26 protein-coding genes are annotated in these 22,686 nt (G+C 68.8%); 12 read left to right on the forward strand and 14 right to left on the reverse strand.

The features are described 5' to 3' along the window. The first annotated feature begins 4 nt into the window (after positions 1-4). From ACWIGI_RS33850 to ACWIGI_RS33860, 3 genes are all read left to right on the forward strand, one after another. Positions 5-586, forward strand: coding sequence for a TetR/AcrR family transcriptional regulator (locus ACWIGI_RS33850; RefSeq protein WP_454207303.1), 582 nt, complete (start codon positions 5-7; stop codon positions 584-586). Further along, complete coding sequence (locus ACWIGI_RS33855) at positions 583-1,113, forward strand: dihydrofolate reductase family protein (RefSeq protein WP_454207305.1); 531 nt, start codon at positions 583-585, stop codon at positions 1,111-1,113. Before ACWIGI_RS33850 ends, ACWIGI_RS33855 begins: the two co-directional genes overlap by 4 nt. A 160-nt stretch (positions 1,114-1,273) precedes the next feature. Continuing rightward, entirely contained in the window at positions 1,274-1,939 is a 666-nt protein-coding gene (locus tag ACWIGI_RS33860; protein ID WP_454207307.1) for a hypothetical protein, read from the forward strand. 33 nt (positions 1,940-1,972) lie between these two features. Here ACWIGI_RS33860 and ACWIGI_RS33865 read toward each other — a convergent pair whose 3' ends face one another. The 4 genes from ACWIGI_RS33865 to ACWIGI_RS33880 form a co-directional block, all read right to left on the reverse strand. Beyond that, positions 1,973-2,428: a hypothetical protein gene (locus ACWIGI_RS33865; RefSeq protein ID WP_454207309.1), complete on the reverse strand. Its 456-nt coding sequence runs from the start codon at positions 2,426-2,428 to the stop codon at positions 1,973-1,975. Positions 2,429-2,575: 147 nt separating this feature from the next. Next, a complete protein-coding gene (locus ACWIGI_RS33870) occupies positions 2,576-3,412 on the reverse strand; it encodes a hypothetical protein (RefSeq protein ID WP_454207311.1) in 837 nt (278 codons plus the stop codon). Then, entirely contained in the window at positions 3,409-5,184 is a 1,776-nt protein-coding gene (locus ACWIGI_RS33875) for an Hsp70 family protein (protein WP_454207313.1), read from the reverse strand. The genes ACWIGI_RS33870 and ACWIGI_RS33875 overlap by 4 nt, the downstream gene beginning before the upstream one ends. Positions 5,185-5,344: 160 nt before the next feature. Further along, positions 5,345-6,346, reverse strand: a complete 1,002-nt coding sequence (locus ACWIGI_RS33880; RefSeq protein ID WP_454207315.1) for a metallophosphoesterase family protein — start codon at positions 6,344-6,346, stop codon at positions 5,345-5,347. Positions 6,347-6,487: 141 nt separating this feature from the next. On the opposite strand from ACWIGI_RS33880, the gene ACWIGI_RS33885 reads away from it, so the two are divergent. Continuing rightward, positions 6,488-7,468 (forward strand): hypothetical protein, encoded by a 981-nt coding sequence (locus ACWIGI_RS33885; RefSeq protein WP_454207317.1) that lies wholly within the window; start codon positions 6,488-6,490, stop codon positions 7,466-7,468. A gap of 55 nt (positions 7,469-7,523) precedes the next feature. Here the strand turns inward: ACWIGI_RS33885 and ACWIGI_RS33890 are convergent, their stop codons facing one another. Together ACWIGI_RS33890 and ACWIGI_RS33895 are read right to left on the reverse strand one after the other, a co-directional pair. Beyond that, positions 7,524-7,955: a DUF6924 domain-containing protein gene (locus ACWIGI_RS33890; protein WP_454207319.1), complete on the reverse strand. Its 432-nt coding sequence runs from the start codon at positions 7,953-7,955 to the stop codon at positions 7,524-7,526. Positions 7,956-8,044: 89 nt separating this feature from the next. Next, positions 8,045-8,896 carry an LLM class flavin-dependent oxidoreductase gene (locus tag ACWIGI_RS33895; RefSeq protein ID WP_454207321.1) on the reverse strand — a complete coding sequence of 284 codons (852 nt, stop codon included), beginning with the start codon at positions 8,894-8,896 and terminating at the stop codon, positions 8,045-8,047. A 235-nt stretch (positions 8,897-9,131) separates the two neighbouring features. On the opposite strand from ACWIGI_RS33895, the gene ACWIGI_RS33900 reads away from it, so the two are divergent. Then, positions 9,132-9,332 (forward strand): DUF4236 domain-containing protein, encoded by a 201-nt coding sequence (locus tag ACWIGI_RS33900; protein ID WP_454207323.1) that lies wholly within the window; start codon positions 9,132-9,134, stop codon positions 9,330-9,332. Between the two features lie 237 nt (positions 9,333-9,569). Further along, positions 9,570-11,426 (forward strand): vWA domain-containing protein, encoded by a 1,857-nt coding sequence (locus ACWIGI_RS33905; RefSeq protein WP_454207325.1) that lies wholly within the window; start codon positions 9,570-9,572, stop codon positions 11,424-11,426. On the opposite strand, the gene ACWIGI_RS33910 is transcribed toward ACWIGI_RS33905, so the two are convergent. Next, positions 11,410-12,003, reverse strand: coding sequence for a hypothetical protein (locus ACWIGI_RS33910; protein ID WP_454207327.1), 594 nt, complete (start codon positions 12,001-12,003; stop codon positions 11,410-11,412). The two genes, ACWIGI_RS33905 and ACWIGI_RS33910, sit on opposite strands and share 17 nt — an antisense overlap. 372 nt (positions 12,004-12,375) lie before the next feature. On the opposite strand from ACWIGI_RS33910, the gene ACWIGI_RS33915 reads away from it, so the two are divergent. Then, complete coding sequence (locus tag ACWIGI_RS33915) at positions 12,376-13,155, forward strand: trypsin-like serine peptidase (RefSeq protein WP_454207329.1); 780 nt, start codon at positions 12,376-12,378, stop codon at positions 13,153-13,155. Positions 13,156-13,194: 39 nt separating this feature from the next. Here ACWIGI_RS33915 and ACWIGI_RS33920 read toward each other — a convergent pair whose 3' ends face one another. Genes ACWIGI_RS33920 through ACWIGI_RS33935 form a run of 4 tightly spaced genes read right to left on the reverse strand, consistent with a single transcriptional unit; the run spans position 13,195 to position 15,173 of the window. Further along, positions 13,195-13,572 carry a VOC family protein gene (locus tag ACWIGI_RS33920; protein ID WP_454207331.1) on the reverse strand — a complete coding sequence of 126 codons (378 nt, stop codon included), beginning with the start codon at positions 13,570-13,572 and terminating at the stop codon, positions 13,195-13,197. 28 nt (positions 13,573-13,600) lie between these two features. Then, the gene (locus tag ACWIGI_RS33925; RefSeq protein ID WP_454207354.1) at positions 13,601-14,098 is read right to left on the reverse strand and encodes an alpha/beta fold hydrolase; all 498 of its coding nucleotides are present in this window, start codon (positions 14,096-14,098) and stop codon (positions 13,601-13,603) included. Beyond that, complete coding sequence (locus ACWIGI_RS33930) at positions 14,026-14,493, reverse strand: alpha/beta fold hydrolase (protein ID WP_454207333.1); 468 nt, start codon at positions 14,491-14,493, stop codon at positions 14,026-14,028. The genes ACWIGI_RS33925 and ACWIGI_RS33930 overlap by 73 nt, the downstream gene beginning before the upstream one ends. A gap of 32 nt (positions 14,494-14,525) precedes the next feature. After that, positions 14,526-15,173 carry a TetR/AcrR family transcriptional regulator gene (locus tag ACWIGI_RS33935; RefSeq protein WP_454207334.1) on the reverse strand — a complete coding sequence of 216 codons (648 nt, stop codon included), beginning with the start codon at positions 15,171-15,173 and terminating at the stop codon, positions 14,526-14,528. Positions 15,174-15,376: 203 nt separating this feature from the next. Between ACWIGI_RS33935 and ACWIGI_RS33940 the strand changes: the two genes are divergently transcribed. Then, on the forward strand, positions 15,377-16,849 hold the full coding sequence (locus ACWIGI_RS33940) for a phospholipase D-like domain-containing protein (RefSeq protein WP_454207335.1): 1,473 nt from the start codon (positions 15,377-15,379) through the stop codon (positions 16,847-16,849). Positions 16,850-16,905: 56 nt separating this feature from the next. Here ACWIGI_RS33940 and ACWIGI_RS33945 read toward each other — a convergent pair whose 3' ends face one another. Further along, on the reverse strand, positions 16,906-18,090 hold the full coding sequence (locus tag ACWIGI_RS33945; RefSeq protein ID WP_454207337.1) for an alpha/beta fold hydrolase: 1,185 nt from the start codon (positions 18,088-18,090) through the stop codon (positions 16,906-16,908). A 198-nt stretch (positions 18,091-18,288) separates the two neighbouring features. Between ACWIGI_RS33945 and ACWIGI_RS33950 the strand changes: the two genes are divergently transcribed. Beyond that, positions 18,289-19,689 (forward strand): DUF1254 domain-containing protein, encoded by a 1,401-nt coding sequence (locus ACWIGI_RS33950; RefSeq protein WP_454207338.1) that lies wholly within the window; start codon positions 18,289-18,291, stop codon positions 19,687-19,689. Between the two features lie 29 nt (positions 19,690-19,718). Here the strand turns inward: ACWIGI_RS33950 and ACWIGI_RS33955 are convergent, their stop codons facing one another. Then, positions 19,719-19,943: a hypothetical protein gene (locus tag ACWIGI_RS33955; protein WP_454207340.1), complete on the reverse strand. Its 225-nt coding sequence runs from the start codon at positions 19,941-19,943 to the stop codon at positions 19,719-19,721. A gap of 353 nt (positions 19,944-20,296) precedes the next feature. Here ACWIGI_RS33955 and ACWIGI_RS33960 point away from each other — a divergent pair, with 353 nt between their 5' ends. Then, positions 20,297-21,196 (forward strand): helix-turn-helix domain-containing protein, encoded by a 900-nt coding sequence (locus tag ACWIGI_RS33960; protein ID WP_454207342.1) that lies wholly within the window; start codon positions 20,297-20,299, stop codon positions 21,194-21,196. Continuing rightward, on the forward strand, positions 21,193-21,384 hold the full coding sequence (locus ACWIGI_RS33965; protein WP_454207344.1) for a DUF397 domain-containing protein: 192 nt from the start codon (positions 21,193-21,195) through the stop codon (positions 21,382-21,384). The genes ACWIGI_RS33960 and ACWIGI_RS33965 overlap by 4 nt, the downstream gene beginning before the upstream one ends. Positions 21,385-21,438: 54 nt before the next feature. Here ACWIGI_RS33965 and ACWIGI_RS33970 read toward each other — a convergent pair whose 3' ends face one another. Further along, positions 21,439-21,756: an ArsR/SmtB family transcription factor gene (locus ACWIGI_RS33970; RefSeq protein WP_454207352.1), complete on the reverse strand. Its 318-nt coding sequence runs from the start codon at positions 21,754-21,756 to the stop codon at positions 21,439-21,441. A gap of 87 nt (positions 21,757-21,843) precedes the next feature. Between ACWIGI_RS33970 and ACWIGI_RS33975 the strand changes: the two genes are divergently transcribed. Beyond that, positions 21,844-22,614, forward strand: a complete 771-nt coding sequence (locus ACWIGI_RS33975) for a glucose 1-dehydrogenase (RefSeq protein ID WP_454207345.1) — start codon at positions 21,844-21,846, stop codon at positions 22,612-22,614. The last annotated feature ends 72 nt before the right edge of the window (positions 22,615-22,686 follow it).

The raw sequence follows: 22,686 nt of genomic DNA on the forward strand, positions 1-22,686 counted from the left end.
GCGGATGCCTCGACCACGATCTGTCAGTGACGGTGAGATTCTTGCGGCTGCCGGGCGGGCCATCGGCGCGTACGGGCCGGGGAAGTTGACCCTGGCGCACGTCGGGGCCGAGGCGGGGGTCTCGCCGGCGACGCTGGTGCAGCGGTTCGGGTCCAAGCGGGGGCTGCTGCTGGCATTCGCGGCGGACGCCGCGGCGGAGGCGGCTACGCCGTATCTGCGGGCCCGGGAAGCGGGGGAGTCGGCGTTGGACGTCGTGTACGCGGTGGCCGAGCAGGGGGCTCGGATGATGGCCGGTCCCGACGTGCTGGCCAATCATCTGGGGATGCTGCAGCTCGATCTGTCCGATCCGGAGTTTCGCGTCCACGCGATCGCGCACACGCGGACGGTCGACGCGGCGCTGCGGGAGCTGCTCGCCGAAGCCGTTGCGCAGGGTGAGCTTTCGGCCGATGTCGACGTCGCGAGTCTCGCCCGGGCCGTCAAGATCACGACCGACGGATCGCTGTTGCGGTGGGCGCTGACGGGGGACGGGGACCCGGCCGAGCTCCTTCGTGACGATCTCGACCATTTGTTCAGGAGGAACGTATGACTTTCGGTGCGACGGTGTTCATCGGGACCAGCCTCGACGGGTTCATCGCTCGTCGTGACGACGACATCGAGTGGCTGACCTCGCGGGGTGAGCGGGCCGGGGACCTGGGCTACACGGAGTTCTTCGAGTCGGTCGACGCGGTGCTCATGGGGCGCAGGACCTACGAGACGATGCTCGGGTTCGGTTCGGAGAACTGGCATTTCGGGGATCGGCACGTCGGAGTGGTGAGCACGACCCTGGCGGCGGACGCGGACCCGCGGGTGACCGTGTACCGCGAGTTGAACGCTGCCGTGGCGGATCTCGACGCACGCGGGGTCAAGCACGTCTATCCCGATGGCGGCCGGCTCATTCAGAGCCTGCTGCGCGCCGGGCGCGTGGATCGCCTGATCATCAGCATCGCGCCGGTGCTGATCGGCGGTGGTTTCTCGCTGTTCGGCGAACTGCCCGAAGATGTTTCGCTGCGGTTGGAGTCGACCGAGGATCTCGGGCACGGGTTCGCACAGCTGCGGTACGCCGTGGAGAAGTAGCTCGCGGGCCGAACACACCCTGACGATGCGGATTACGCGATCGGACGCTGCTGTCTTGCCTCCGGGGCAGCGTCTGTCGCGACCGCCGGGCATGTCCCGGAATTCGCTTGTCCGGTGGGCGCTGTCGGCATACCGTGCCCGGGAACTGCGAGGAGGGTGTGTGCGACTGGAGGGGTTGCGCTGGCGGGCGCTGATCAGCACGGTGCGGCTGGGCCGGGACGAGTACCGGGTGGTGCGGCCCGCGCGGCCGATCGAGCACGCGCCGCTGCATGAGGGATACCTCGGTGTGCAGATGACCGTGGACAAGACCTCCGCACTGCAACTCGGCGCCGCGTGGTCGCTGGCCGCCCGTTCCCCGCACACGATCGTCCATCTTCCGTTGCGCCACAACGACAGAAGCTGCAGTCCCTACGGCACCGGCGACGAGCCCATCCTGGATCTGGTGCTGCTCCACCACAGCCTGCGTTTCCCCGTCTCGCGCTGGAAACAGGTCCGCGCCGCCCTGGGCCCCGGCCGCCCCCACACGATCACGTCCACGGGCCTCCCCGTTCCCTCCGACGCCGACTACGAGACATCCCGCCACCGCGACTTCAAAGACGTTCTGCGCCACAGTGTCGCCGCCGGCACCCTGTTCTTGACCGGCAGTCGCAAAGCCTTCGACCTGGAGGGCCGCCGCCTCCACGACCTGATCGAGGAGTGCCCCCGCCACATGCACGCCACCCCCGACGCCCACTGCTGCGCCGAGCTGGACGTGAGCACCCTCCACAGCTATCTCCACGTCGAGTACTGCCCGGTACACCGCGTCGCGGCCCCGTCGTCTTTCTGACGTTGCAACGTCGGGCGGAAGTAGCCGAATCGGCTACTCGCAGTCGCTGAGGTCCTCGACCCGGACGGGTTCGGTTCCGTCGAAGGTGACGCCGACGCCGTAGGGGTCGCAGATCGGGAACGTGCCCTCGGCGAAGCGCAGGAGCCACTCGTCGCCGGCGTAGAAGTTCAGTTGGGGGTGGTCGACGGGGAACGCGGCCGGGTCGAAGCGGTGGTAGCGGGTCGTCTCCGGCTCGCTCAGGCCGAAGGCGGAGGGGTCCGACAGGAGCGCGCGGTGCAGGAATCGTAGTGCGGCCGAGAGGTATTCGTCGATGTGGGCGAGGACCTCGGTGATCAGGGTGGCGTTCGCGACCTCCCCGGGGGAGAGCAGGACGTTCACCTCGATCGGCGCCCGGAACAGGGTGCTGGTCACCGGGCCGGGTGGCGACCACATGGCCTGGCCGTCCGGGGCGGGGACGGATACGAACGCGCCGATGCCGGGAATGAACACATCAGAATGCTAGGCCACGGCGCGAGGGTTCGGATCGTGCATTCGATCGGTAGACGTCGCACGGATATGGGGCGATGTGGTCGGTACGGCAGGGTGTTCGGAACAGCGGGCGGCCCATCGGAACGGTGATCGCGTGGGCGTCGGTTTTCAGTCAGACTGCACGAGTTGGACGACTATCCCGCCGAAGCGAGCCTCGCGCATCGTCGCGGGACGGCCGTCGATGTAGCACCGGCCGGTCCGGGTCGTCTCGACGCACTCCTCGTAGTCGGCATCCTTCTCACCGTGGAGGGTGTCGGAGTAGTAGGCGATCATGCCGCCGCTCAGGCTGGTGTTGTAGCCGGTTATTCGGCGGCCCGTGCTGTCGGTGATCCGCTGATAGCAGTGGTCGCAGAGGGCTCGGGGATAGCGCTCGGAGTAGGGCGTGGGGGCCGTGCAGTGGGGGCAGGGGTGCGTGTATCGGCGGTTGGGCTCCGGGGGATTGAGGAGAGAGTCGTTGCGGGCGAGGATATTTCGGGCGGTCAGGTCGGAACCGCCGCCGCGGCGCAGGGCGATCAGCACGTACGCGGCGTAGTCGGCGGTGGCGGGATCGAGGGGCTCGTGGGCGGGGGGCTGGTCGACGCGGTCGAATCCACCGTCGTACGCGGCGATGGCCGCCCGTTGGGCCGGGCCTAGCTCGTTGTCGGGGATGTATCGGTTCATGTGCGTGGCGCGGCGCAGGTGCTCGTCGATGACCGATTCGATGGTGCGGTTCGCGGCCGACAGCAGGCCGCTGGCCCGGGCGGTGGTGGCGATCAGGACGTAGCCGTCCAACTCGCCTCGGTCGCTTCTGATCGTGTGCAGAAACGCGAATCCGGTTCCGTGCGTGGCGTTTTCCAGGCCCGGATGGGGATAGTGGACGAGTGTGCCGGGGTCCTGCACCATGCCGCGCGCCCGTTCGAGAGCTTCGGCGTAGGTCGGCCGAGCGTTCGGATCCGGGTGGTTCATGCGCCCAGCCTAGTTCGGCCTGCGTCGGGGTTTCGGTCACCGCGGGCGGCCGCGATCGAGGCGAACGCCACTCCGCCCATCGTCAGCAGCACCAGCCCGGTGATGGTGAGACTTCGGCCCGCGCCCCACCATTCTCGGGTGCCGGCCTCTTCTTTCTCGCGTTCGTCCTCGTAGGAGGTGTCCCACTTGGCTCCGGTGCGGGTGCTGTGCCACTCGCAGACGTCGCCCGGCCGCATCGTGTTGCCGTCGCACTCCGGTGCTTCGGGGGACATGTTGAAGAGTAGGGCGAGGGCGCCGAGCGCGAAGAGGATGGCGCCGACGATCGACGTGGTTCTGGCGAAGCCGCGCGCGAAGGTCATCCGCTGCGGCGCCGGCTGCGGGGCGGGAGCCTGTGGCGTTTCGGCTCCGGCGTCCTTGCCAGCGTTGGCGGTCGGGTACTCGACGACCGATTCGATCGAGCCGGGCAGACGGTTCTCGGTCGGGGGAGTGAGCCCGCTCGTGCGCAGGGTCTGTTCCCGCTCCGATCCCGGGGCTCGCACGCTCACGTGGACGGACCCCATATAGATATCGCAGGTGACCTCGATCGACACTTCTCCGGGCGATCCGGGCGGCACGTCAGTGAAACGCAGCTCACCGAGCAGGTTGTTGGCCACCGCGACCGGTTGCTCACCCTCGAACACCCGGATCAGGGCCGACTTCTGGTCTCGCACCACGGTTGTGAACGTCGTGGTTCGTTTGATAGGGATCGTGGTATCGCGTTCGACCAGGGTTACCAGGCCGCCGCCGGCCACCTCGATTCCGATGCTGTGGCGTACGGTATCGAGCAGCAACAAGTCACGGATTTCGCCCCGTAGCACAGCGGCCAGAACCGCCGCGCCCTCCACCGCGGCGTGTTCGGCGAGTATCCGGCGATTGGGTTCACACCCGGTTTCCTCGCGAATCATGGCTTCGATGCTCGGCATTCGAGAACCACTGCCTACCAGCATGGTCTCGTGCACGGGGAGGTCGTCGAACACCAACCCGTGTGTCGCCGCTCGGAGCAAGGCGCGGCAGCGCTCCACCAGATCGGCTGTGTACCGTTCGTACTCGGACCGGGTGAGCGTGTCGGTCAGCGTGATGAGCTGCCCCGCAGCGTCGGTGGCGAGATAGGGCACCGTGATGTCGGCGTGCTGCGCACTCGACAGCGTGATCCGGGCGGCTTCCGCGGCCTCGAGCAGACGCGCCGTCATGCCCTCATCCGCGCTCGGATCGATCCCGTGTCGGTGTCGGGCTCCCTGCGCCAGCCGGTCGGCGATCCGCCGATCCCACGCGCGCCCGCCCAGTTCCGGGTCCGTACGGACGGAACGCATCTCGACGACGCCGCCCCCGATCTCGACCACCGCGACCTCGCAGCCGTCGCGCCCGAGATCGAGGATCAGCACGGTCCGTTCGTGCGGCGGCCCGGTGATGCCCGCCTGTAGTGCGGCGGCGGCCGTCGGGGAAACCACCCGCGCGGACGTGAACCCCGCCGACTCGGCCGCCAGTTCCAGCCGCCGCCGTCCGGCGTCGGTGCCGGCCGCCCGGCTCGACACCACGGCCTGGGTAACCGGTTGCCCGAGATGCTGTTCCGCGTCGCGCCGCAAGGCCGAGAGCACATCGGCCTCGGCGGCCCGGCCCGCTCGCAGCAGCGACGCAGCACCACCGGACGGCGGAAGAACCGTCGCCCGCCCGCCCTCCACCACGGCCACCAGTGCCTTCGACCCACCCAGATCGATGCCGATACTCCGACTCATACCCACCCCCTGATCGAGATCGGGACCGAATCTACTGCAGGCCGCCGACGTTCCGCTGGTCGCAGTGCTCGCGCGGGGTCCGCCGCCGCGAACCTCGGGACCGGACATAGGCGACCACAGGATTGCCGACGGCGACGATCGAGACTCACGACTCGTCCCGCTAGCGCGGCAGTTCCGGGACTGCGAGACCCAGCGCCGCCGCGAGGTCCATCGTCCTGCGCGGGGTGGTGCACTGCTTGTCCAGACTCGCGACATCGAGTCTCCCGGAGCGGGTCTGGAACAGGTACAGCGCGGCGGGATGGCCGCGCAAGGCGGTGGTGTCGAGTCCGGCGGCGGTGGAGTACGCGGCGTCGACCAGCGCCGGGAACATCGACCGCAGCTCGCCCGCCCACCGTTCCACGGCCCCGAGCCACGCGACCGCGGCCGGGTCCGGTGTCCTGGACATCCGGGTAACCGCCTCGTCGAGCTCCCGCCACGAATAGTCGTGCCACGGTTTGGTCCTCAGGACCGGAAGCTGCCAGTCGCGTTTCGCTTGCGTCCAGTGATCCGCGTGTGCCCGCACGGAGTGAAAAGTGAAGTCCGGCAGACTGATCGCCGTCAGATACCCTCCGTGGCAGGCCCCGGTGTCCAGACCGACGACGCGCCCGTCGCGGACCAGCGGCTCGTCGCCGGTGACGTGATGCCCGAACACGACCGGTTTGGCATCGGTGTAGTGCTGGTGCCAGTAACCCTCCGGGAACAGCTCACGGAGCTCCCGCTCACCCTTCGTGGATCCACACAGAATCTCCGCCTGCTGGTCCGCCAGCGCCACGCCCGGCACCATCGCCGCGTGCACGACGCGCACGTGTTCGTTCTCGAAGTAGTACGGCAGCCCCGCCATCCACTCGACCATCTCCCCGTACCCCGCCCCGGCCTGCAACCGCGTGATCTCCTGCGCGTACGAGAAGATCCCCCGCACGTGCTTGCGCTCGTGATTCCCCATCACCACAACCGAGTTCGGCCGCCCCCGGAAGAACTCCACGACTTCCCGAGGCCGCGGCCCCCGGTCGACCAGGTCCCCGACACTGACGAGCGAGTCGTCCGCCCTTACCCCGGCCTTCTCGACCAACTCCATCAGTTCGTCGAAACACCCATGAATATCGCCGATGATGACCGTCCGCATCGGCCAGACGGTAGAGCCGCCCGCCGCGCCGGGCAATCGAGTTTCCGGTCCGGTGCCGCCTCGTTATCGGCTCGTGCGATACCGCTCGGTTCCCTTAGGGTCGACATCGTTCGGGGGAGAACATTGTCGAGGGGGATCCAGATGAACCAGCCGTTGCCATCGCAGATGCCGCCAACCTGGCTACCGCCACGGCAGGATCCGGAACGGATCGCGCGTTTTCTGGGTGCTTTGTCGGCGCTGGGAACGCTCAACGCCGTGCAGAATCTGGTTGACGGGTACGACGAACTCGTGAAGGGGACCCATATCGCGTCGCGGGGCATCGACTGGGAATCGGTCGGGGCGAAGGTTGCGATTGGGTTGTCGCTCATGGTGATCGCGCTGCTGTGCGCGGCCATGGTCGCGCTGTGCAGACATCGCAGCGGGGTGCGGGTGCTGGTGCCGGTCGCGGCGGTTTTCGCGGTCGCGGCGAACGTCTGCGAAGAGCTGTTTGAGTGGTTGCACTTCAACCAGATGATCGACCCAGCGGTGGAAAGCCGGGTCATCGCCGCGGTGATGGGTTCCATCCTGCCGTTCGCGGCCGTCGTGCTGGTCACCAGACCGGCGCTGCGTCAATGGTTTGTCCCTGTCGGTGCGACGTGGCGGCCTCTTCCGCGCCCGATCCCCACCGGTCCCGCACCGCACTTGGATCCGGTCGCACCCTCGATCCTGGCGGGCGTGGCCGCCGCTCTGGGTGTGCTCTTCGCGGTTCCGAGTCTGGCCGGAGCCATTGACTCCCATTCCGATTCGTACCCGGTCGCTCTGACGGAATCGATTCTGGGGGTCCTGCAGCTGGCTCTGCTCGGCGGGGGTGTGCTCGCTGTGTTCATCCACCACCGCCTGGCCCGCCCGCTCATCGCCGCAGGAGCCGCTGCGGCGATGAGCTGTGCGCTGACCGGGGAGATCGCGCAGTGGGGTCGTTCGAGCGACTACCAAACCTTGCCAAAACAGTTCGCGGACTTCTGCTTCGATGTGGGGTTCCAGGCGGGCCCGGCGGTTGCCGCCGCCGTGCTGATTCTGACCCCGCAGGCCGCGGCCTGGTTCTCCCCTCGCGAATCCAGGACCGGACGACCCCTCACCCCTTGAGGGCCGGCGAGGCAGGGAACCCTTCGGTACCTCTTGTGGACGACGGGATCGTGCACTAGTCCTCCATGTCGAGCCCGCGGTGGATGCCGTCCTCGTCGGACTCCTCCGAGAACTCCCACCAGTCCATGTTTCCGAGGTTGATGTTGTTCTCCACGCTCCAGAGCGCGCGGGGGACCACCCGGAACGGAGCGGTGTCACCTTCCGCTTCGTCTTCGTCCTCCGCGCCCACATAGACCGCGAGGACGGGGTGTTCAGGGTGGGTGAGGGTGGTCTTGTCGGCGAGGAAGGAGACCGACGGGCCGTCGGGTTGCAGGGCCGTCAGCGTCTCGGCGCTCAGGTCCTGATACTCCCTGTCGTCGACGATCACGACGTCCGCGAGGAAGTCCTCCGCACTCGGCGTCCGGACTTCCTCGACCAGGGTTTCCCAGGCTCGGTCGTCGCCGAACCAGGTGCGGACCAGAACCGACGCGCTCGGTAGGGCTTTCATGGCCGAACCGTATCCGGGCCGACCGACAATCCCGCCCGCCGAGCGGCGCGGCTCGGGTCCGATCGACCAGGTCACCACCTGTTCCGGGATCACCCGATGACGTCCGCGAGGCGGTCGAGCTGGTGTGGGTCGTCGGCGTAGCAGTAGAAGACGATCTCGTCCGCGCCCAGGGCGTCGAATTGGGCTATGGCGGTGCGGATCTCGGCGGGAGTGGTGAGCGTTCCATTGACCATGTAGTCGGCACGGCTGCCGCTGAAGGCGTAGTAGGCGCGCATCGCGGCGCGGGCCTCGTCCACGACCGTCGAATCGCCCAGGGCCGTGTTGATTTGGGCGACCAGGCGGGGAGAACCGCTGCGGCCGTGAGCCTTCCAGGACGCGCGCGCCCTGTCGAAGAGACCGTCGGCCCAGGAGGGTGGGGCGGCGGCGAGCAGGCCGCCGCCCCAGCGGCCTACGCGCTCGATCGCGGCGGGCTGGAACGCGCCGAACAGCAGATCGGGGCCTTCGGGGCGGAGGGGGGACGGGCCGATCGGGCCGCAGTCGTCGCCGTACGGCCTACCGGACCAGAGGCGGCGCATGATCCCGAGCTGCTCGTCCAGGCGCCTGCCGCGGGTGCGCAGGTCGGTGCCGGAGGCGACGTGGTCGTCGGCCCGGCCGCCGACGCCGAGGCCCAGGGTCAGGCGGCCGCCGGACATGACGTCCAGCGTGGCAACCTGTTTGGCCAACAGCACCGGGTCGCGCAGCGGTGCGAGGAGCACCTCGGTCTGGACGCGGACGCGATCGGTCGCGCCCGCGAGCACCGCGAGTGCGGTGAGCGGCTCGGGGTTGTCGTAGACGAGCCGGTCGAGCAGGGCGAGGGTGGCGAAGGGGCCCGCCTCGGCGCGGCGCGCCCAGTCGAGCAGGGTGTGCGGCGCGGAAATGGGCAGACCGATACCGAATTGCATGGGAGAACCTCCAGGAGGGGTCGGCGAATACACTGCCGCCCGCCTCATCACCCGGCACAGCGCCGCGATGCGTTGCTCCCATCTGCGACGTACTTCCGGGGAGCTCCGAACTGAAGTACCGCGACTGAACCACAGCGGGCCGAGCCCGCGCAAGTCGATTCCGGCGTCCCGGCCCGGAAACCGGGGATTCACCCGGCATTCGGCGGGTATCCGGTCCCCGAGAAAGGAGGCTCGAATGCCTTTCACGTTCCGCAAGAGCTTCAAGATCTTCCCCGGGGTCCGCCTGAACATCAACCGCGGTTCCCTCTCCCTCACCACCGGCAGCCGCGGCGGCCTGCGCCACACCACGAGCACCACCGGCCGTGACACGACATCGATGGATCTCCCCGGCCCCTTCGGCTGGCGCCGTACCCGGAGTCGCCGCCGCAGGCGCTGACGCCCGGCCGGATCCCCGCGCGGCAGCTTCCCGACCGGAATCGACGTGCCCCTCGGGGAGGGACAGCGCGGCCCGCGATCACGCCGTGGCGCAATTGCGCCGTCGAGCGTGAATGCGGCAGCGGCAGAACGGTTCTCGGCTTCGAGACGGTGCACTCGCGCGCGCCGGGTTTGCTCGCCGCAAGCCCGTTGTGGGTACGTTCGGCGGACAGGTTGCGCCGAGTGCTCGAAGAGGATCATGCCGAGAACGTCCAGAATCGCCGGGTTGTTCGTCGCGGTCGCGGTCGCGCTGGTGCTGCCGGGGGTGGCGCCGCAGCCCGGCTACGCGAGCCCCGCCGAGACGCCGTACGCACCCACCATGATCGTGCTCGACGCGTCGGGTTCGATGCAGCGCCCGGACGGCGCCGGAACCATGATGGATTCGGCCAAACGGGCCGTGCGTGGCTTCGTGGACTCGGCGCCGGCCGACGCCTCGGTGGGACTCGCGGTGTACGGCACGGGAACCGGAAACGGTGCGGACGAGAAGGCCGCCGGCTGCCGCGACGTGCGGGTGCTGCAGCCGCCCGGCCCGCTGGATCGCGGTGCCCTGAGCGGTGCGGTGAACGACGTGCAGGCGCGCGGCTGGACCCCGATGGGCGTCTCGCTGCGCGAAGCGGCCGCGGCGCTGCCGGATTCGGGACCGCGCTCGATCGTGCTCGTATCCGACGGCGACGACACCTGCGCACCGCCCGAACCCTGTGACGTGGCAAGGGAATTGAAGCAGCGCGGCGTGGACCTGATCGTGCACTCGATCGGCTTCGCGGTGGAGGAGAAGGCGCGGGCGCAGCTGAGCTGCATGGCCCAGGTGACCGGCGGGACGTACGCCGACGCCGCGGACGGCGCTGCGCTGGAACGCATCCTGCCCCGCGTCACGGCCGCCGCGCTGCGCAACTACGCGGCCTCGGGCACCCCGATCACCGGCACCGATAGCCACCGCACCGCCCCCGTCGCGACCGCGGGTCACTACCTGGACACCCTCGGACAGCACGAAAAGCGCTACTACGGCGTGGACGCGCCCGAGGGCGGCACGCTCTACTTCACCGGCCTGATGTCGTTTCCGCGCCTGCCGGACATCAACGTGCTCGACGACTTCAACACCGTGCAGATCCGGATCTTCGACGCGAACGGCAAGGACTGCAACGTCTTCGAGACCGATCAGGCCTCACGCTCGAGCGACGGCGTCACCCTGTCGGTGAGCACCACCTTCCGCGGCGCGGACGGATCCGGCAGCTGCCGGGGCGCGGGTCGCTACTACTTCGAAGTGACCTGGGACAGAACCTCCAACGGCCTGCCGCAGCGGCTGCCGCTCGAATTGCTCATCGGCGTCGAACAACCCGTGCGCGACAGAGGCCCGGCCCCGAGCTCGGAGGCCACCGCGCTCGTCGATTCCGGCGCGGCGGATCAGCCGGTGACCGGCGGCGCGTCGCTGGCCGCGGCCGCGACCCTGGACGGCGGCGGCCACTACACCGACACCCTGCGCCCGGGCGAGTTCGTCTTCTACCGGGTGCGCGCCGACTGGGGTCAGGGCCTGGCGTACCGGGTCGACTTCACCGGCAACGGCGGATCCGGAACCCGGGCCATCTCCAATATCGCGACCGCGCTGTATTCACCGGTCGGCGCGGAGATCGACTACGACACCCATGTCTTCACGGGAAAGGATGTGTCGCTGCCGACGTCGGGCAAGACGATGGGCACGGTGCCGATCCGGTACGCCAACCGCGATGCCTCGACCGCCGCGTTGCGGCAGCAGGCACTGGCGGGCTGGTACTACATCGCCGTCAAGGTGGGTTCGCCCGCCGAAGCGGGGGATGAGCGACCCGTTCCGGTCCGGCTGAATCTGACCCTGGCCGGAAACCCCGAACCGGGCCCGGAATACGAAGCGGGCGGGTCGAACGCGATGCCGGCCGACAAGCCCGCCGCCGCACCGGCGACCGCCGCCCCGAACGCCGCCGAGCCGGCGAGTTCGCGCACGCCGATACTGCTCGCGGCGGGCGCCGGGGTCCTGGTGCTGCTCGCCGCCGGTGCGGTGGTCCTGCTGATCAGGCGGCGCGGCTGACCAATCCGTCGTCGCGCACGACGAAATCGCAGTGCCCGTCCAGTTCCCGCAGGAACGGCACCGGCCGTTCGCCGGTGTCCGGGTCCGCGTCTCCGGCCGTCACTCCGATGCGGAAGGCGTCGCCGTCGGCGCCGTAGTGCAGCCGAGCAGCCAGGAGCGCCGCGGAGATCACGTTCAGATTGCCCGCGGCCGCGGCGTCGTCCGGCGCCAATTCGAGTACGACGCCGTCGAACCCGAACGTGTCGGTCAGCTCGATGATCCGCTCGAACAGCGCTTCCTCCTGCCCGTCCCGCAACTCGACGCGCGCGTGCGGGCCGCCGATCGCCAGCAGGACCGTGCGGCCGTCCGCGTGCAGGGCATCGACCTGGGCGCGAAACTCCTCGCCGGTGAACCGCGCCGGTCGGAAGTCCGGCATCGCGTCGCGCCCGCGCTCACCGGCCACGACCACGATGTTGTACCGCTCGGGAAGCCCGGTCAGCGGCACCGCGTCACCCGTGCCGGGGTCGGCGGCCTCGCTCCAGCGCCCGATCAGCAACGTCTCGGTCTCGAACCGCGTGTTCGTGTCGGTCTCACTCACAGTCACTCACCACTTTCCATACCGATTTTCGGCCCCGGAGCCCGATTCGAGCGGGCCCGGAGTCGATCGATCTGCCGCGCAACATGTTCGGCGCTGCGATACCCCGCGCCTGCGCCGGGCAAACGTGCCGACCACCCCGTCGGCTCTCGCGCGGCGGCTCGGCGACCGCAGCGGGCCGCTACCGGAGCGCAGGCGCTGCGCCGCCCCGCAAGTCCTGCTGGTGCCGCATCCGCGCGCTCGAGATGGCCCACCGCCCGCCCTCGCGCTGAGTCGGCAGGGCTCGGTGGCCGCCTCCGCTGCGCCGCCCGCCCCACGACGCGACAGGCGCTCGGGTACTTCACGATTCGCGTGCCCTTCGCTACCGTCCCTGGGATGCGACACGTAGTGGCCGTTCTGTCCGGCGTGCTCCTCGCCCTCACCGCACCGCACGCGGCCCGGGCACAGGAACCGGTGGCAACCGACCCGCCGCGATCGGCGACCCCGGTCGAGACGGTGCCCGCGACCGGAGCCCTGTTCTACCCCAGCGCTTTCGGCGTCGTGCCGCGCCTCGGCGGCCCGCACTTCTGCTCGGCGGCGGTGGTCTCCTCGTTTTCGCGCGATCTGGTGGTGACCGCCGCGCACTGCGTGTTCGGGCCCGGCGCGCTCATCGAGTTCGCGCCGCTGCTGCACGACGCCGAACTCCCGGCGGGCGTGTGGACGGTGACCGACATGTACGTCGACCCCGCCTGGCAGCGCACCTTCGATCCGGCCCACGATGTCGCGGTCCTGCGGGTCGCGCCGCGCGGCGGTACGACGATCGAGGACGTGGTGCTGGGCCTGGCACCGGCCGCGCCGCGGGCCGGTGAACCCGTCACCGTCAGCGGCTATCCGCTGGGCAGTGGCGGCCGGCCGATCACCTGCACCGGGCCGCCGGCCGTGGGCGCGGACGGAATCGCGCTGGACTGCGCCGGTTTCGGTGCCGGAACCAGTGGCGGGCCCTGGGTACAGGACGGGCGGCTGGTCGGCATCACCGGCGGGCACGAGCAGGGCGGCTGCGCGGAGGTCGAGTACGGCACACCGTACGGCCCGGCGGTTCAGGCTCTGCTGGACCGAGCCGCCGCGGGCGATCGCGGCGACGTGCTGCCGATCGGTTTCACCGCGAACGGCTGCTGACCCGGGGCGCGCACGCACCCGGGCCGTCGAACACGCCGGTCAGGTATCGCTCGTGGTGGCACCCCACACCAGGCAGAACGGATGCCCCGCCGGATCGCGGAACACCCGGAAACGGTTCTCGCCCACCGCGTCCTCGACGCGGGTCGCGCCGAGTCGCAGCACGTCGGGCTGGGCGATGTCGATGTCGCCGACCTCGATGTCGAGGTGGAACTGCTGGGACCCCCGGGGGTCGGGAAACAGCGGGGGCTCATGGTCGGGCGCGAGCTGGAAGGCGAACCGCCTGCCCTGCGGGTCGGTCAGCACCGACCAGGTTTCGTCGGCATCCTCCACCGTGCCGCCGAGCAGTTTGCGATAGAACCGCGCGAGTTCCGCCGGATGTTTGCAGTCCAGGACAATCGAACGAAGCGTTCCGATCATGATCTACGGGTTGCCGATCCGTGGTCGGCTAAACCAGCGCTCGCCGTCCCAGCAGCTCCCGGGCGAACGCCGCGATGGCCTCCGGCCGCTCCTCCGCCATGAAATGCCCGGCGTCGATCGGCTGGTAGGTGGCCCCGGGCGCCCACTGCCGCCACAGGCCGAGGGCGTCGAAACCGAGCTGGGCACCCCAATCCTGGGAGATCACCGCCACCGGCATGTCCAGGGTGCGCCCGGCGGCGCGGTCCGCGCGGTCCATGTCGAGGTCGATGCCCGCGGTCGCGCGGAAATCCGCGACGATGGAAGGCACGGTGCGGGTGGAGCTTTCGATGTAGTGGGCGCGGACCTCGGGCGGGAAGGTGTTCCCGCCGGGATCCCACGCGTCGAGGAACGAACCGAAGAAGTCGGCGGCCACGGCCGCGATCATGCGCTCGGGCAGGTCCGCCGGCTGTGCCATCAGGTACAGGTGCCAGGCGACCTTCGCGTCGACGCCGTGCAGTACGGCCCAGGTGTCCATGGTCGGCAGCACATCGAGGATGCCCAGGTGGGTGATGCGTTCGGGATGATCCAGCGCGGCGCGGACCCCGACCAGCGCGCCGCGATCGTGTCCGATGAGCCCGAAGCGCTCGTGGCCGAGCGCACCATGGCCTCGACGATGTCCGCGGCCATGGTGCGTTTGGCGTAGATCTCGGGGCCGGTCTCCGGTGGCGCGTCACTGGCGCCGTAGCCGCGCAGATCCGGCACGACGACCGTGTGATCGGCGGCCAGCAGGCGCGCGACGTGCCGCCACATGAGGTGGGTCTGCGGAAAACCGTGCAGCAGGACGACGGGCTCGCCGCTGCCGCCGACCGCCGCGTTCACCTCGATGCCGCCCGCGCCGGGCAGGCGACGGTACTCGAAGCCGTCGATCACTGGATTCGTCATGGATGCACAACCTTTCACCGGGGGACCGGGGTTCAGGAGAAGAGGGCGCGCGGCACGGGGCCGGTGTGTTCCGCGCTCGCGCGCAGGGCGGGGATGAGGATGGTGTCGATGAGAACGGCCAGGTAGTCGGGGCCGGAGGGCAGGCCGTTGAGCCTGCGCAGCAGCAGCACCGACCCGGCGACCTCCTCGTACGGGAAGGGCTGCGCCCCCGCGGGCAACTCGCCCCGGTCGATGGCCGCCGCGAGCACGTTCGCCGGGAGTTTCGCGCCGGTGGGGCCGGTCGCGTCCTCGAGGTGGCGGCACAGATCGGGATCTTCCAGGCCCGCCTGCAGCAGCATCAGGCTCATCGCGCCGTCGGCGGCGCGCAGGGTGCCGTCGAGCCGCTCGCACAGGACGAGCAGATCACCCCGGAGCGAGCCGGTGTCCACCGTCATCGCCTCGCCGCCCGCCGCCGGACCGGCCTTGACGGCCGCGACCACCATGTCGCGCTTGGTGTTCCAGCGCCGGTACAGCGTGGCCTTGGAGGCCCCGGCGCGGCGTGCGACCGCCTCGAAGGAGACGGCGTCGTAGCCGGACTCGCCGAGGAGTTCGAGGACGCAGGTCAGGATCGTCGCCTCCCGCGCGGCGTCGCGGGGGCGGCCGGTGCCGGTCTCCCCGGCTTCCTTGTTTCGAAACGACACGGTCCGTATCGTAACACCGGGTGGAGAAAGGGCAGCGTGAGTTGGGCCACCGTGCCGCGGGCCCGGCCGGATGTGACCGGCGCCGCACCCCGGCGAAAGCGGCGAGAACTTCACGCGTGCAACACAAGTCGGAGTGGGTATGGCGCAGTAGTGTCGAGTGTTCACCCGCGGGGACGGGTGACGGATGATGGAGCTGATTGCAGATGAACGACGAGCAGCGGATTCTCACTCCGGGCCGGACGTGCTGGCAGGTCGCGAAGGCCGATCGGCTGTCGGTCATCGTCGACGCGGCGGACTACTTCAAGCACGCCAAGTCGGCGATGCTGCAGGCGCGCAAGCGGATCGTGCTGATCGGCTGGGATTTCGATACCCGCATCAAGTTCGAGCCGCAGGTCCAGACCCTCGAGGGCCCGAACCGGCTCGGCAAGTTCCTGTCCTGGCTGCCCAAGCAGCGCCCGGACCTCGAGATCTATCTGCTGAAGTGGAACATCGGCGCGTTCGCGGCGATCACCCGCGGTATGACGCCGATCTTCGTCATGAACTGGATGACCGATCGGCGCCTGCACTTCGAGATCGACGGTGCGCATCCGCTGGGGTCCGCGCATCACCAGAAGATCGTGGTCATCGACGACGCCCTCGCGTTCTGCGGCGGCATCGACATGACGGTGGACCGCTGGGACACCAGTGATCACCGGGACGACAACCACTTTCGCACCGAGCCCAACGGCAACCGCTACGGTCCCTGGCACGACGCCACCACGGCCGTGGACGGTGACGCCGCGCGGGCGATCGGTGAGCTGGCGCGGCTGCGCTGGCAGGCGGCGACCGGGGAGCGCCTGGAACCGGTCGGGGAGATCGAGGGCGATACGCCCTGGCCGGAGGGGCTCGAGCCCACCATGGAGTCGGTGGATCTCGGCGTCGCGCGCACCTTCCCCGAGCTGGCCGATCGCGCCGAGGTCCGGGAGATCGAACAGCTCTACCTGGCCGCGATCGCCGGTGCGCGCGAATCCCTGTACATCGAGAGTCAGTATCTGGCCTCGCGCACCCTGGCCGAGGCGATCGCCGAGCGCCTGCGCGAGCCCGACGGCCCCGAGATCGTGATCGTGCTGCCGCGCAACGCCGACGGCTGGCTCGAACAGCTCGCGATGGACGGCGCGCGCCGCCGCCTGCTGCACCTGCTGTGGCGGGCCGACACCGGCGGGCGCCTGGGCGTGTACTACCCGGTGACCGCCGCCGACGACCCGATCTACGTGCACGCCAAGGTGCTGGTCATGGACGATCGGCTGCTGCGGGTGGGCTCGTCGAACCTCAACAACCGGTCGATGGGCTTCGACACCGAATGCGATCTGGCCGTGGAGGTCACGCCCGAGACCCCGGACGGCGATCGGCTGCGCGAGACGATCCTCGGCATCCGGCGCAGGCTGCTGTGCGAGCACCTCGCGGTGGACCCCGCGAAGTTCGATGCCACCCTGGCCGAAACCGGTTCCCTGCTGCGCACGGTCGAGTCCCTGCGCGCGCCCGGCCGCACGCTGGTGCGCTTCGAACCCGACACGGTCGCCGACGAGGACAGCGCCCTGGCCGAGAACGAGCTGATGGATCCCGAGCGCACCCCGCCGAGCCTGTGGGACCGCCCGCTCCTCAATCGCGGCCTGCGCCTGATGAAGGCGACGGGCTGATCTGTTCGCCGGCGAGCTCCCCGTGTCGGATGGCAGTGCCCGGTCGGTTCGTCCTGTCAGTGGCCGATTCGGTCGAGCCAGGACAGGAGGGACGGGATCGCCAGGTAGGCGACGGTCGCGTGGGTCGCGCCGGGGATCTGTTCGTAGGTGACGGTGATGCCCTGGGCGCGTTCGCGGGCCACGAAGGCGTCGGTGTCGGCGGGGACCACCAACTCGTCGTCGCGGCCCTGCGCGATGTAGAGGGGAGCGGTGAAGGGGCGGGAGCCCGCGGAGTTCTGGGACAGGAGATCGCTCCACGGCGGGGTGCGGGTCGGGTCGGCGGTGGTGAAATCGCCGACCAGGGGTTGGCCGATGCGGTGCAGCTCGGACATGTTCTTTATCAGGCAGAGCTGGTTCATGCGGGGGACGATCGCCTGGGCCTGTGGGGTGAGGATGTCGTCGAGGCGGGCGCCGGCGGTATCGGAGTAGACCGTGGCGTAGGCGGTGAAGGCGTACGAGCCGATGGTGACGCCGGAGATGTCGTCGAGGTGGGTGCGCATCAGGGCGGTGAGGTCGGCGGCGGGGGCGGCGGCCGCGACGGCGACGATGTCGAGCTCGGGGGCGTAGTCGGGGGCGTTCTCCGCGGAGAACAGCACGGCCTGGCCACCCTGCGAATGGCCCCACAGGATGACCGACGTGCCGGCGTGCGCGGCCTCGAGCTCGCGGGCGGCGCGCACCGAATCGAGCACGGCGTGCGCGGCGGTGACGCCGACCAGGTACGAGTCGGGGCCGGGGGTGCCCATGCCGACGTAGTCGGTGGCGACCACGGTGTAGCCGCGATCGAGCAGGAAACGCAGGCCCTCGATGTCGAGGAACGGATCGAATCCGCGTGAGGGCGCGCAGTTCTCGGCCGCGCCGGTGGTCGGATGCCCCCAGGCCAGTACGGTCCGGCCGCGCTCGGGCGCGGGGTCGGCCGGGGTGATCACCACGCCGGTGGCGACGGCGGGCGAACCGTGGACGTCGGTGGTCCGGTACATGATTCGCCAGGCGTTCGCGGCGGCCGGTGTGCCGATCAGGGATTCGCTCTTGACGATCGAACCGGGCTTGCCGTCGAGCGCGTCGGCGGGTTGCTCGTAGAAGGCGGCGAGGCCGGTGCGCTCACGGTCGTCGCCGCGAATCCGGGGGAACTCCATGACAATCACCGCGATGAGCAGAGACATCACCGCAACCGCGATGATCGAGAACCAGCCGAGTCGGCGCATGACGCCCTACTTCTGAGATTGCCGGAAGTTGTCTACTTCGGCGATTCTGCCAAATATGCCGCCCGCCTATCAATGAAACCCGGTCATTTCTCGCGAATGGGGCGACACCGGCTTTCATCCGATTCAGGTGATACATCCCGGACCGGAAGCGGCCTAGCCTCGAGCCAGCATCGCAGTCCGTCGAGAAAGGGCACCGCCGTGGTCAGTACTTCCGTTCAACCGTCCGCCGCCGCGAACCCCGAGCCGGTGACAGCACCCGCCGCCGGGATCGACATGTTCTCCGAATACGCCGCGATGCTGGCGCAGTTCGCCTACGTGTGGGGCTGGCCGCTGGTGAACCTGCGCAATCGGTACGAGACCATCACCCGGGTGCCCGAGCCCGGGCTGCTCAACGGCGCGGTGCCGGCGGCGCCGCGTGGACGGCTGGCGATGCTGTCGAACTACGTGGTGCCGGAGGAGAAGATCGTCGCCTGCCCGAATCAGGACGTGGTCTACGGCGCGGCCTTCATGGACCTGGACGCCGAACCGGTCATCGTGCAGGTACCCGACTTCGGCGATCGTTTCTGGGTGTACGCGCTCTACGACGCGCGTCTCGACCAGTTCGGCGAGCTGGGCAAGGCGTACGGCACCCCGCCCGGGTTCTACCTGCTGGCCGGGCCGAACTGGCAGGGTGCGGTCCCCGAGGGCGTCATGGGCGTCATCCGCTCGACCACCGCGCTGGCCAACGCCCTGCCGCGCATCTTCATGGACGCCACCCCCGAGGACCACGCGGCGATCCAGCCGGTGATCAATCGGATCGGGATCTACCCCCTGACCGAGTTCGACGGCGAGGTCAAGGTGACCGAATGGGCCGCGCTGCCCGTCGTGCCCGCGCCCGTCCCGACCGGCGGCGAGCCGAAATACGTTGTGCCCGAGCAGTTCTTCGACCAGTTCGGCGCGATTCTGGACAGCGTGCCGCCGCTGCCGGGTGAGGAGGGGCTCTACGCGCAGTTCCGCAGTCTGCTCGAGGCGGCCGGTGACGATCCGGTGTTGAAGAAGGTGCTCGCCGATACCGCCGTCGCCACCGAGAACGGCGTGATCACACCGTTCTTCGAGTGGAAGCACAACGGAATTCGCGCCGGGAACGGCTGGAACCGCTCGGCCAACAACGCCCAGTTCGGGGTCGACTACTTCAGCCGGACCGGCACGGCCAAATCGAACATCTTCGAGAACCGGCCCACCGAGACCCAGTACTTCTACACCGACACCGACGTCAACGGTGCGCAGTTACATGGCGACAACACGTACGGCATCACGTTCGCCGCGGGTCAGGAACCGCCGGTCAAGGGGTTCTGGTCGCTGACCGTGTACAACGGGCACCACTTCTTCCATCCCAACTCGCTGAACCGCTATTCGCTCGGCACCAAGAACAAGGACCTGGTCCGGAACCCGGACGGCTCGCTGACGCTGTACGTCGGCGCGAACTCGCCGGGACCCGAACGGGAGAACAATTGGATCCCGGCGCCTTCGGACAGTTTCTCGGTGTACCTCCGCGCCTACTGGCCGGAACGGGAGATCATCGACGCGACGTGGCAGCCGCCTGCCGTCGTGCGCGCCTGATCCTGAAAATCCGCTAGCAGCAGGTTATTTCACCCCTGCTCCGGATCCGTCGGCGGCCGCTGCCGGGCGATCTGTTTCGCCCGCAGCCGCTGCAGGTGCCGCAGCATCGGGCAGTCGTCGCGTTCGCAGTCCTCGCCGTGCTCGGCGAGGCGGCGTTCGATGTCGCGCTCGGAGAACCGCGTAAAGGGCGCGGGCTCACCGTGATAGACCGCCGGGCGGTCGGTGCGCGGAATGTAGGCGAACGGGTTCGTCATGCCCGCCCCCGATGCTGTCCCCGGTAGAACCGTCCCGCTCGCCGGCCCGCGAGCGGGACGGTGAGGAATCCGCCGTGCGCGAGCGGGATACGGCGGGAGCGGGCATCACGCGCCTCCCGGTGGAAACCCCAAGCCGCCCAGCCGATCACGGCTAAGCACAACGCGGTTATGGAGAGCAGCGCCCATGTGTCCCAAAGCATTTCGAACTCCTTCCCAGTAGGGACTGGCTTCCGCTCCAGTAAACGCTGAAATTCTGCGATCCGAGCCGCAAATTGGCTAGTCGACGAATAATGATGGGAAGCCCAATTTAGGCATGCCCAAAATGAGCGTAACGGAATAGTGAGGCTAACGAATTGAGTCGTACCACGATATCCCGTAGAGCATTTGGCAAGTTCCTTCGAGAAATCCGCGGGCGTGCGGGCAGGACCGCACTCGCCGCAGGTGTGCACATCGAGGTATCCAGGCAGACCCTTCTCCGCCTGGAGGAAGGCTTCTCGACCAAGATCGCAACAGCTCAGCTGGAACAACTACTGGACTTCTACGATGCGGATCCCGAAGTCCGGGTCGAGGCGCGAGCGATGTGGAACGACGTCAAGGAGCAGGCGAAAGTCGCTAGCCTGCAAGGGAGTTCGAAGGGAATATGGCAGCCCTACGTCGACCAGCTGTTCTCTCACTTCCCGCACTACCTTCGCTTGGAGTCGGCCTGTCGGCAGGTTACGACCCATCAGGCTGTCCTGGTGCCGGGGTTGTTGCAGACCAGCGAATATCGGCGAGCGATCGCCAAGATCGAAGATCCTGACCTGTCGGCTGTCAATATCGAACGGCGACTCGAGCTTGCGGTGCGTCGGCGGGAGCGGTTGGAAGATCCCGGGTTCAGGTTCGACGCCATCCTGTCGGAGGCGGTTATCCGGTATCAGCTCGGCGGGCCCATTGTCATGGCGGGTCAGCTGCGTTGGCTCAATGAGGTTTCCGAGCGCGAAAACGTCAACGTGCGAGTCATTCCGTTCGACAAAGGTTCCCATCGAGGTCTGCTCATCCAGTCGTTCAGCCTCCTGGACTTCCCTCGCCTCGGCGGGGGCTTCACGGAGCCGCCCGTTGTGTATGTCGAGGGTGTGATCGGTGCCCTCTATCACGAGCAGTCGGACGTGATCGCCCGCTATCGAGCGGCGATACGAGACCTGAAAGCGGTAGCGTTGAACGAGGACGAGACCCGCACGCTGGTGTCTCGAGTTGCGAAGGAGTACGAGTCATGAACGGTCGGTCGCCCATCCGAACGTGGTTCAAATCTTCGGCTTCCGAGTCGTCGAAGGCATGTGTCGAAGTCTTCATCGACGAATCGGTTGTTGGCGTTCGGGATTCCAAGAATCCCGGCGGCCCCGAGCTGTGGTTCACGGGCGAGCAGTGGGACAGCTTCCTCGGCTCCCGCGTCTGGGAGCGCTGAGCCCGGAGCGACCGAATCGCCCCCGCCGACCACTCGGCGGGGGCGATTCGCGTTTCACAGCACCAGGGTCGGATCGCGGTGGGACGCGGCTATCAGGCTGTCGAGCAGGCCGGGGAAACGGGCGTCGAGGTCCTCGCGGCGCAGGGACTGCAGGGTCTCGCGGCCGTTGGGGCGCTGCCAGATCAGGCCGGCCTCGCGGAGCACCCGGTAGTGGTGGGTGAGATTCGACTTGGGCACGCCGGGGGCGATCGTGCCGCAGGGCTGTTCGCCCTCGCCCGCGAGTTTGCGCACGATGCACAGGCGTAGCGGGTTGCCCACGGCGGCAAGCACGTTCGCCAACTGGATCTGATCCCGCTCGGGGTGCGCCGTCATCACCCGCACAGGATAGCGCGACTGTTGACAGACAGTCGAACTGTACGTAAGTCTATGAACAATTAAACTACCTCGAGAGGTCATGACATGGGTTCCGGCGCTTCACGATTCGACGGCAAGATCGCACTCGTCACCGGCGGCAGTAGTGGAATGGGCCTGGCGACCGCACGCCGCATGCTCGACGAGGGCGCGCGCGTCGTGATCACCGGGCGGGACAAGGCGCGGCTCGATGCCGCCGTCGCGGCGTTGAACGCGGGGGACCGGGTGCTCGCCGTGGCCGGTGACGCCGCGAATCTCGCCGACCTCGACGCGTTGACCGGGGCGATAGCCGAGCGTTTCGGCCGGCTCGACGTGGTGTTCGCCAACGCCGGCATCGGGGCGTTCCAGCCGATCGGGGCCGTCACCGAGGAGGAGTTCTACCGGGTGGTGGATCTCAACTTCAAGTCGGTGTTCTTCACCGTGCAGCGAACCGCCCCGCTGCTGGCGGACAACGGCGCGATCGTCATCAACGCGTCGTTCGCCGTGCATCGCGGGTCGCCGGGGGCGGCACTGTATTCCGCGACGAAGGCGGCGATTCACAACCTCGCGCGGACTGTCGCAGCCGAGTTGGCTCCGCGCGGCATCCGGGTGAACTCGGTGAGCCCGGGCTATACGGCGACGCCCGCGTTCGACGCGGAGGCGTCACCCGAAATGCGCAGCGGCGCGGCGGCTTCGGTGCCGGCGGGGCGGATCGGGACTTCCGAGGAGGTGGCGGGGGCGGTCGCGTTCCTGGCGTCGGTGGAGGCGTCGTACATCAACGGGCAGGATCTCAAGGTGGACGGGGGACTTATCGATGTCACCGCGGGGGCGATGATCTGACGCGGAAAGGGCCGCGAATTTTCGTGCACGATCCACCCCCGTTCGGCGGTTTCCCGCCGATACATGGGCGAC

It is taken from the genome of Nocardia sp. NPDC055321 (genome assembly GCF_053645575.1).

Bases quoted from the DNA above. Each gene is read 5' to 3' on its own strand.
- ACWIGI_RS33870 (WP_454207311.1), bottom strand. From the start codon at position 3,412: ATGAACCACCCGGATCCGAACGCTCGGCCGACCTACGCCGAAGCTCTC.
- ACWIGI_RS33970 (WP_454207352.1), bottom strand. From the start codon at position 21,756: ATGACGGCGCACCCCGAGCGGGATCAGATCCAGTTGGCGAACGTGCTT.
- ACWIGI_RS33875 (WP_454207313.1), bottom strand. From the start codon at position 5,184: ATGAGTCGGAGTATCGGCATCGATCTGGGTGGGTCGAAGGCACTGGTG.
- ACWIGI_RS33895 (WP_454207321.1), bottom strand. From the start codon at position 8,896: ATGCAATTCGGTATCGGTCTGCCCATTTCCGCGCCGCACACCCTGCTC.
- ACWIGI_RS33900 (WP_454207323.1), top strand. From the start codon at position 9,132: ATGCCTTTCACGTTCCGCAAGAGCTTCAAGATCTTCCCCGGGGTCCGC.
- ACWIGI_RS33945 (WP_454207337.1), bottom strand. From the start codon at position 18,090: ATGCGCCGACTCGGCTGGTTCTCGATCATCGCGGTTGCGGTGATGTCT.
- ACWIGI_RS33955 (WP_454207340.1), bottom strand. From the start codon at position 19,943: ATGACGAACCCGTTCGCCTACATTCCGCGCACCGACCGCCCGGCGGTC.
- ACWIGI_RS33850 (WP_454207303.1), top strand. From the start codon at position 5: ATGCCTCGACCACGATCTGTCAGTGACGGTGAGATTCTTGCGGCTGCC.
- ACWIGI_RS33890 (WP_454207319.1), bottom strand. From the start codon at position 7,955: ATGAAAGCCCTACCGAGCGCGTCGGTTCTGGTCCGCACCTGGTTCGGC.
- ACWIGI_RS33920 (WP_454207331.1), bottom strand. From the start codon at position 13,572: ATGATCGGAACGCTTCGTTCGATTGTCCTGGACTGCAAACATCCGGCG.
- ACWIGI_RS33855 (WP_454207305.1), top strand. From the start codon at position 583: ATGACTTTCGGTGCGACGGTGTTCATCGGGACCAGCCTCGACGGGTTC.
- ACWIGI_RS33905 (WP_454207325.1), top strand. From the start codon at position 9,570: ATGCCGAGAACGTCCAGAATCGCCGGGTTGTTCGTCGCGGTCGCGGTC.
- ACWIGI_RS33930 (WP_454207333.1), bottom strand. From the start codon at position 14,493: ATGACGAATCCAGTGATCGACGGCTTCGAGTACCGTCGCCTGCCCGGC.
- ACWIGI_RS33965 (WP_454207344.1), top strand. From the start codon at position 21,193: ATGAACGGTCGGTCGCCCATCCGAACGTGGTTCAAATCTTCGGCTTCC.
- ACWIGI_RS33975 (WP_454207345.1), top strand. From the start codon at position 21,844: ATGGGTTCCGGCGCTTCACGATTCGACGGCAAGATCGCACTCGTCACC.
- ACWIGI_RS33940 (WP_454207335.1), top strand. From the start codon at position 15,377: ATGAACGACGAGCAGCGGATTCTCACTCCGGGCCGGACGTGCTGGCAG.
- ACWIGI_RS33885 (WP_454207317.1), top strand. From the start codon at position 6,488: ATGAACCAGCCGTTGCCATCGCAGATGCCGCCAACCTGGCTACCGCCA.
- ACWIGI_RS33880 (WP_454207315.1), bottom strand. From the start codon at position 6,346: ATGCGGACGGTCATCATCGGCGATATTCATGGGTGTTTCGACGAACTG.
- ACWIGI_RS33915 (WP_454207329.1), top strand. From the start codon at position 12,376: ATGCGACACGTAGTGGCCGTTCTGTCCGGCGTGCTCCTCGCCCTCACC.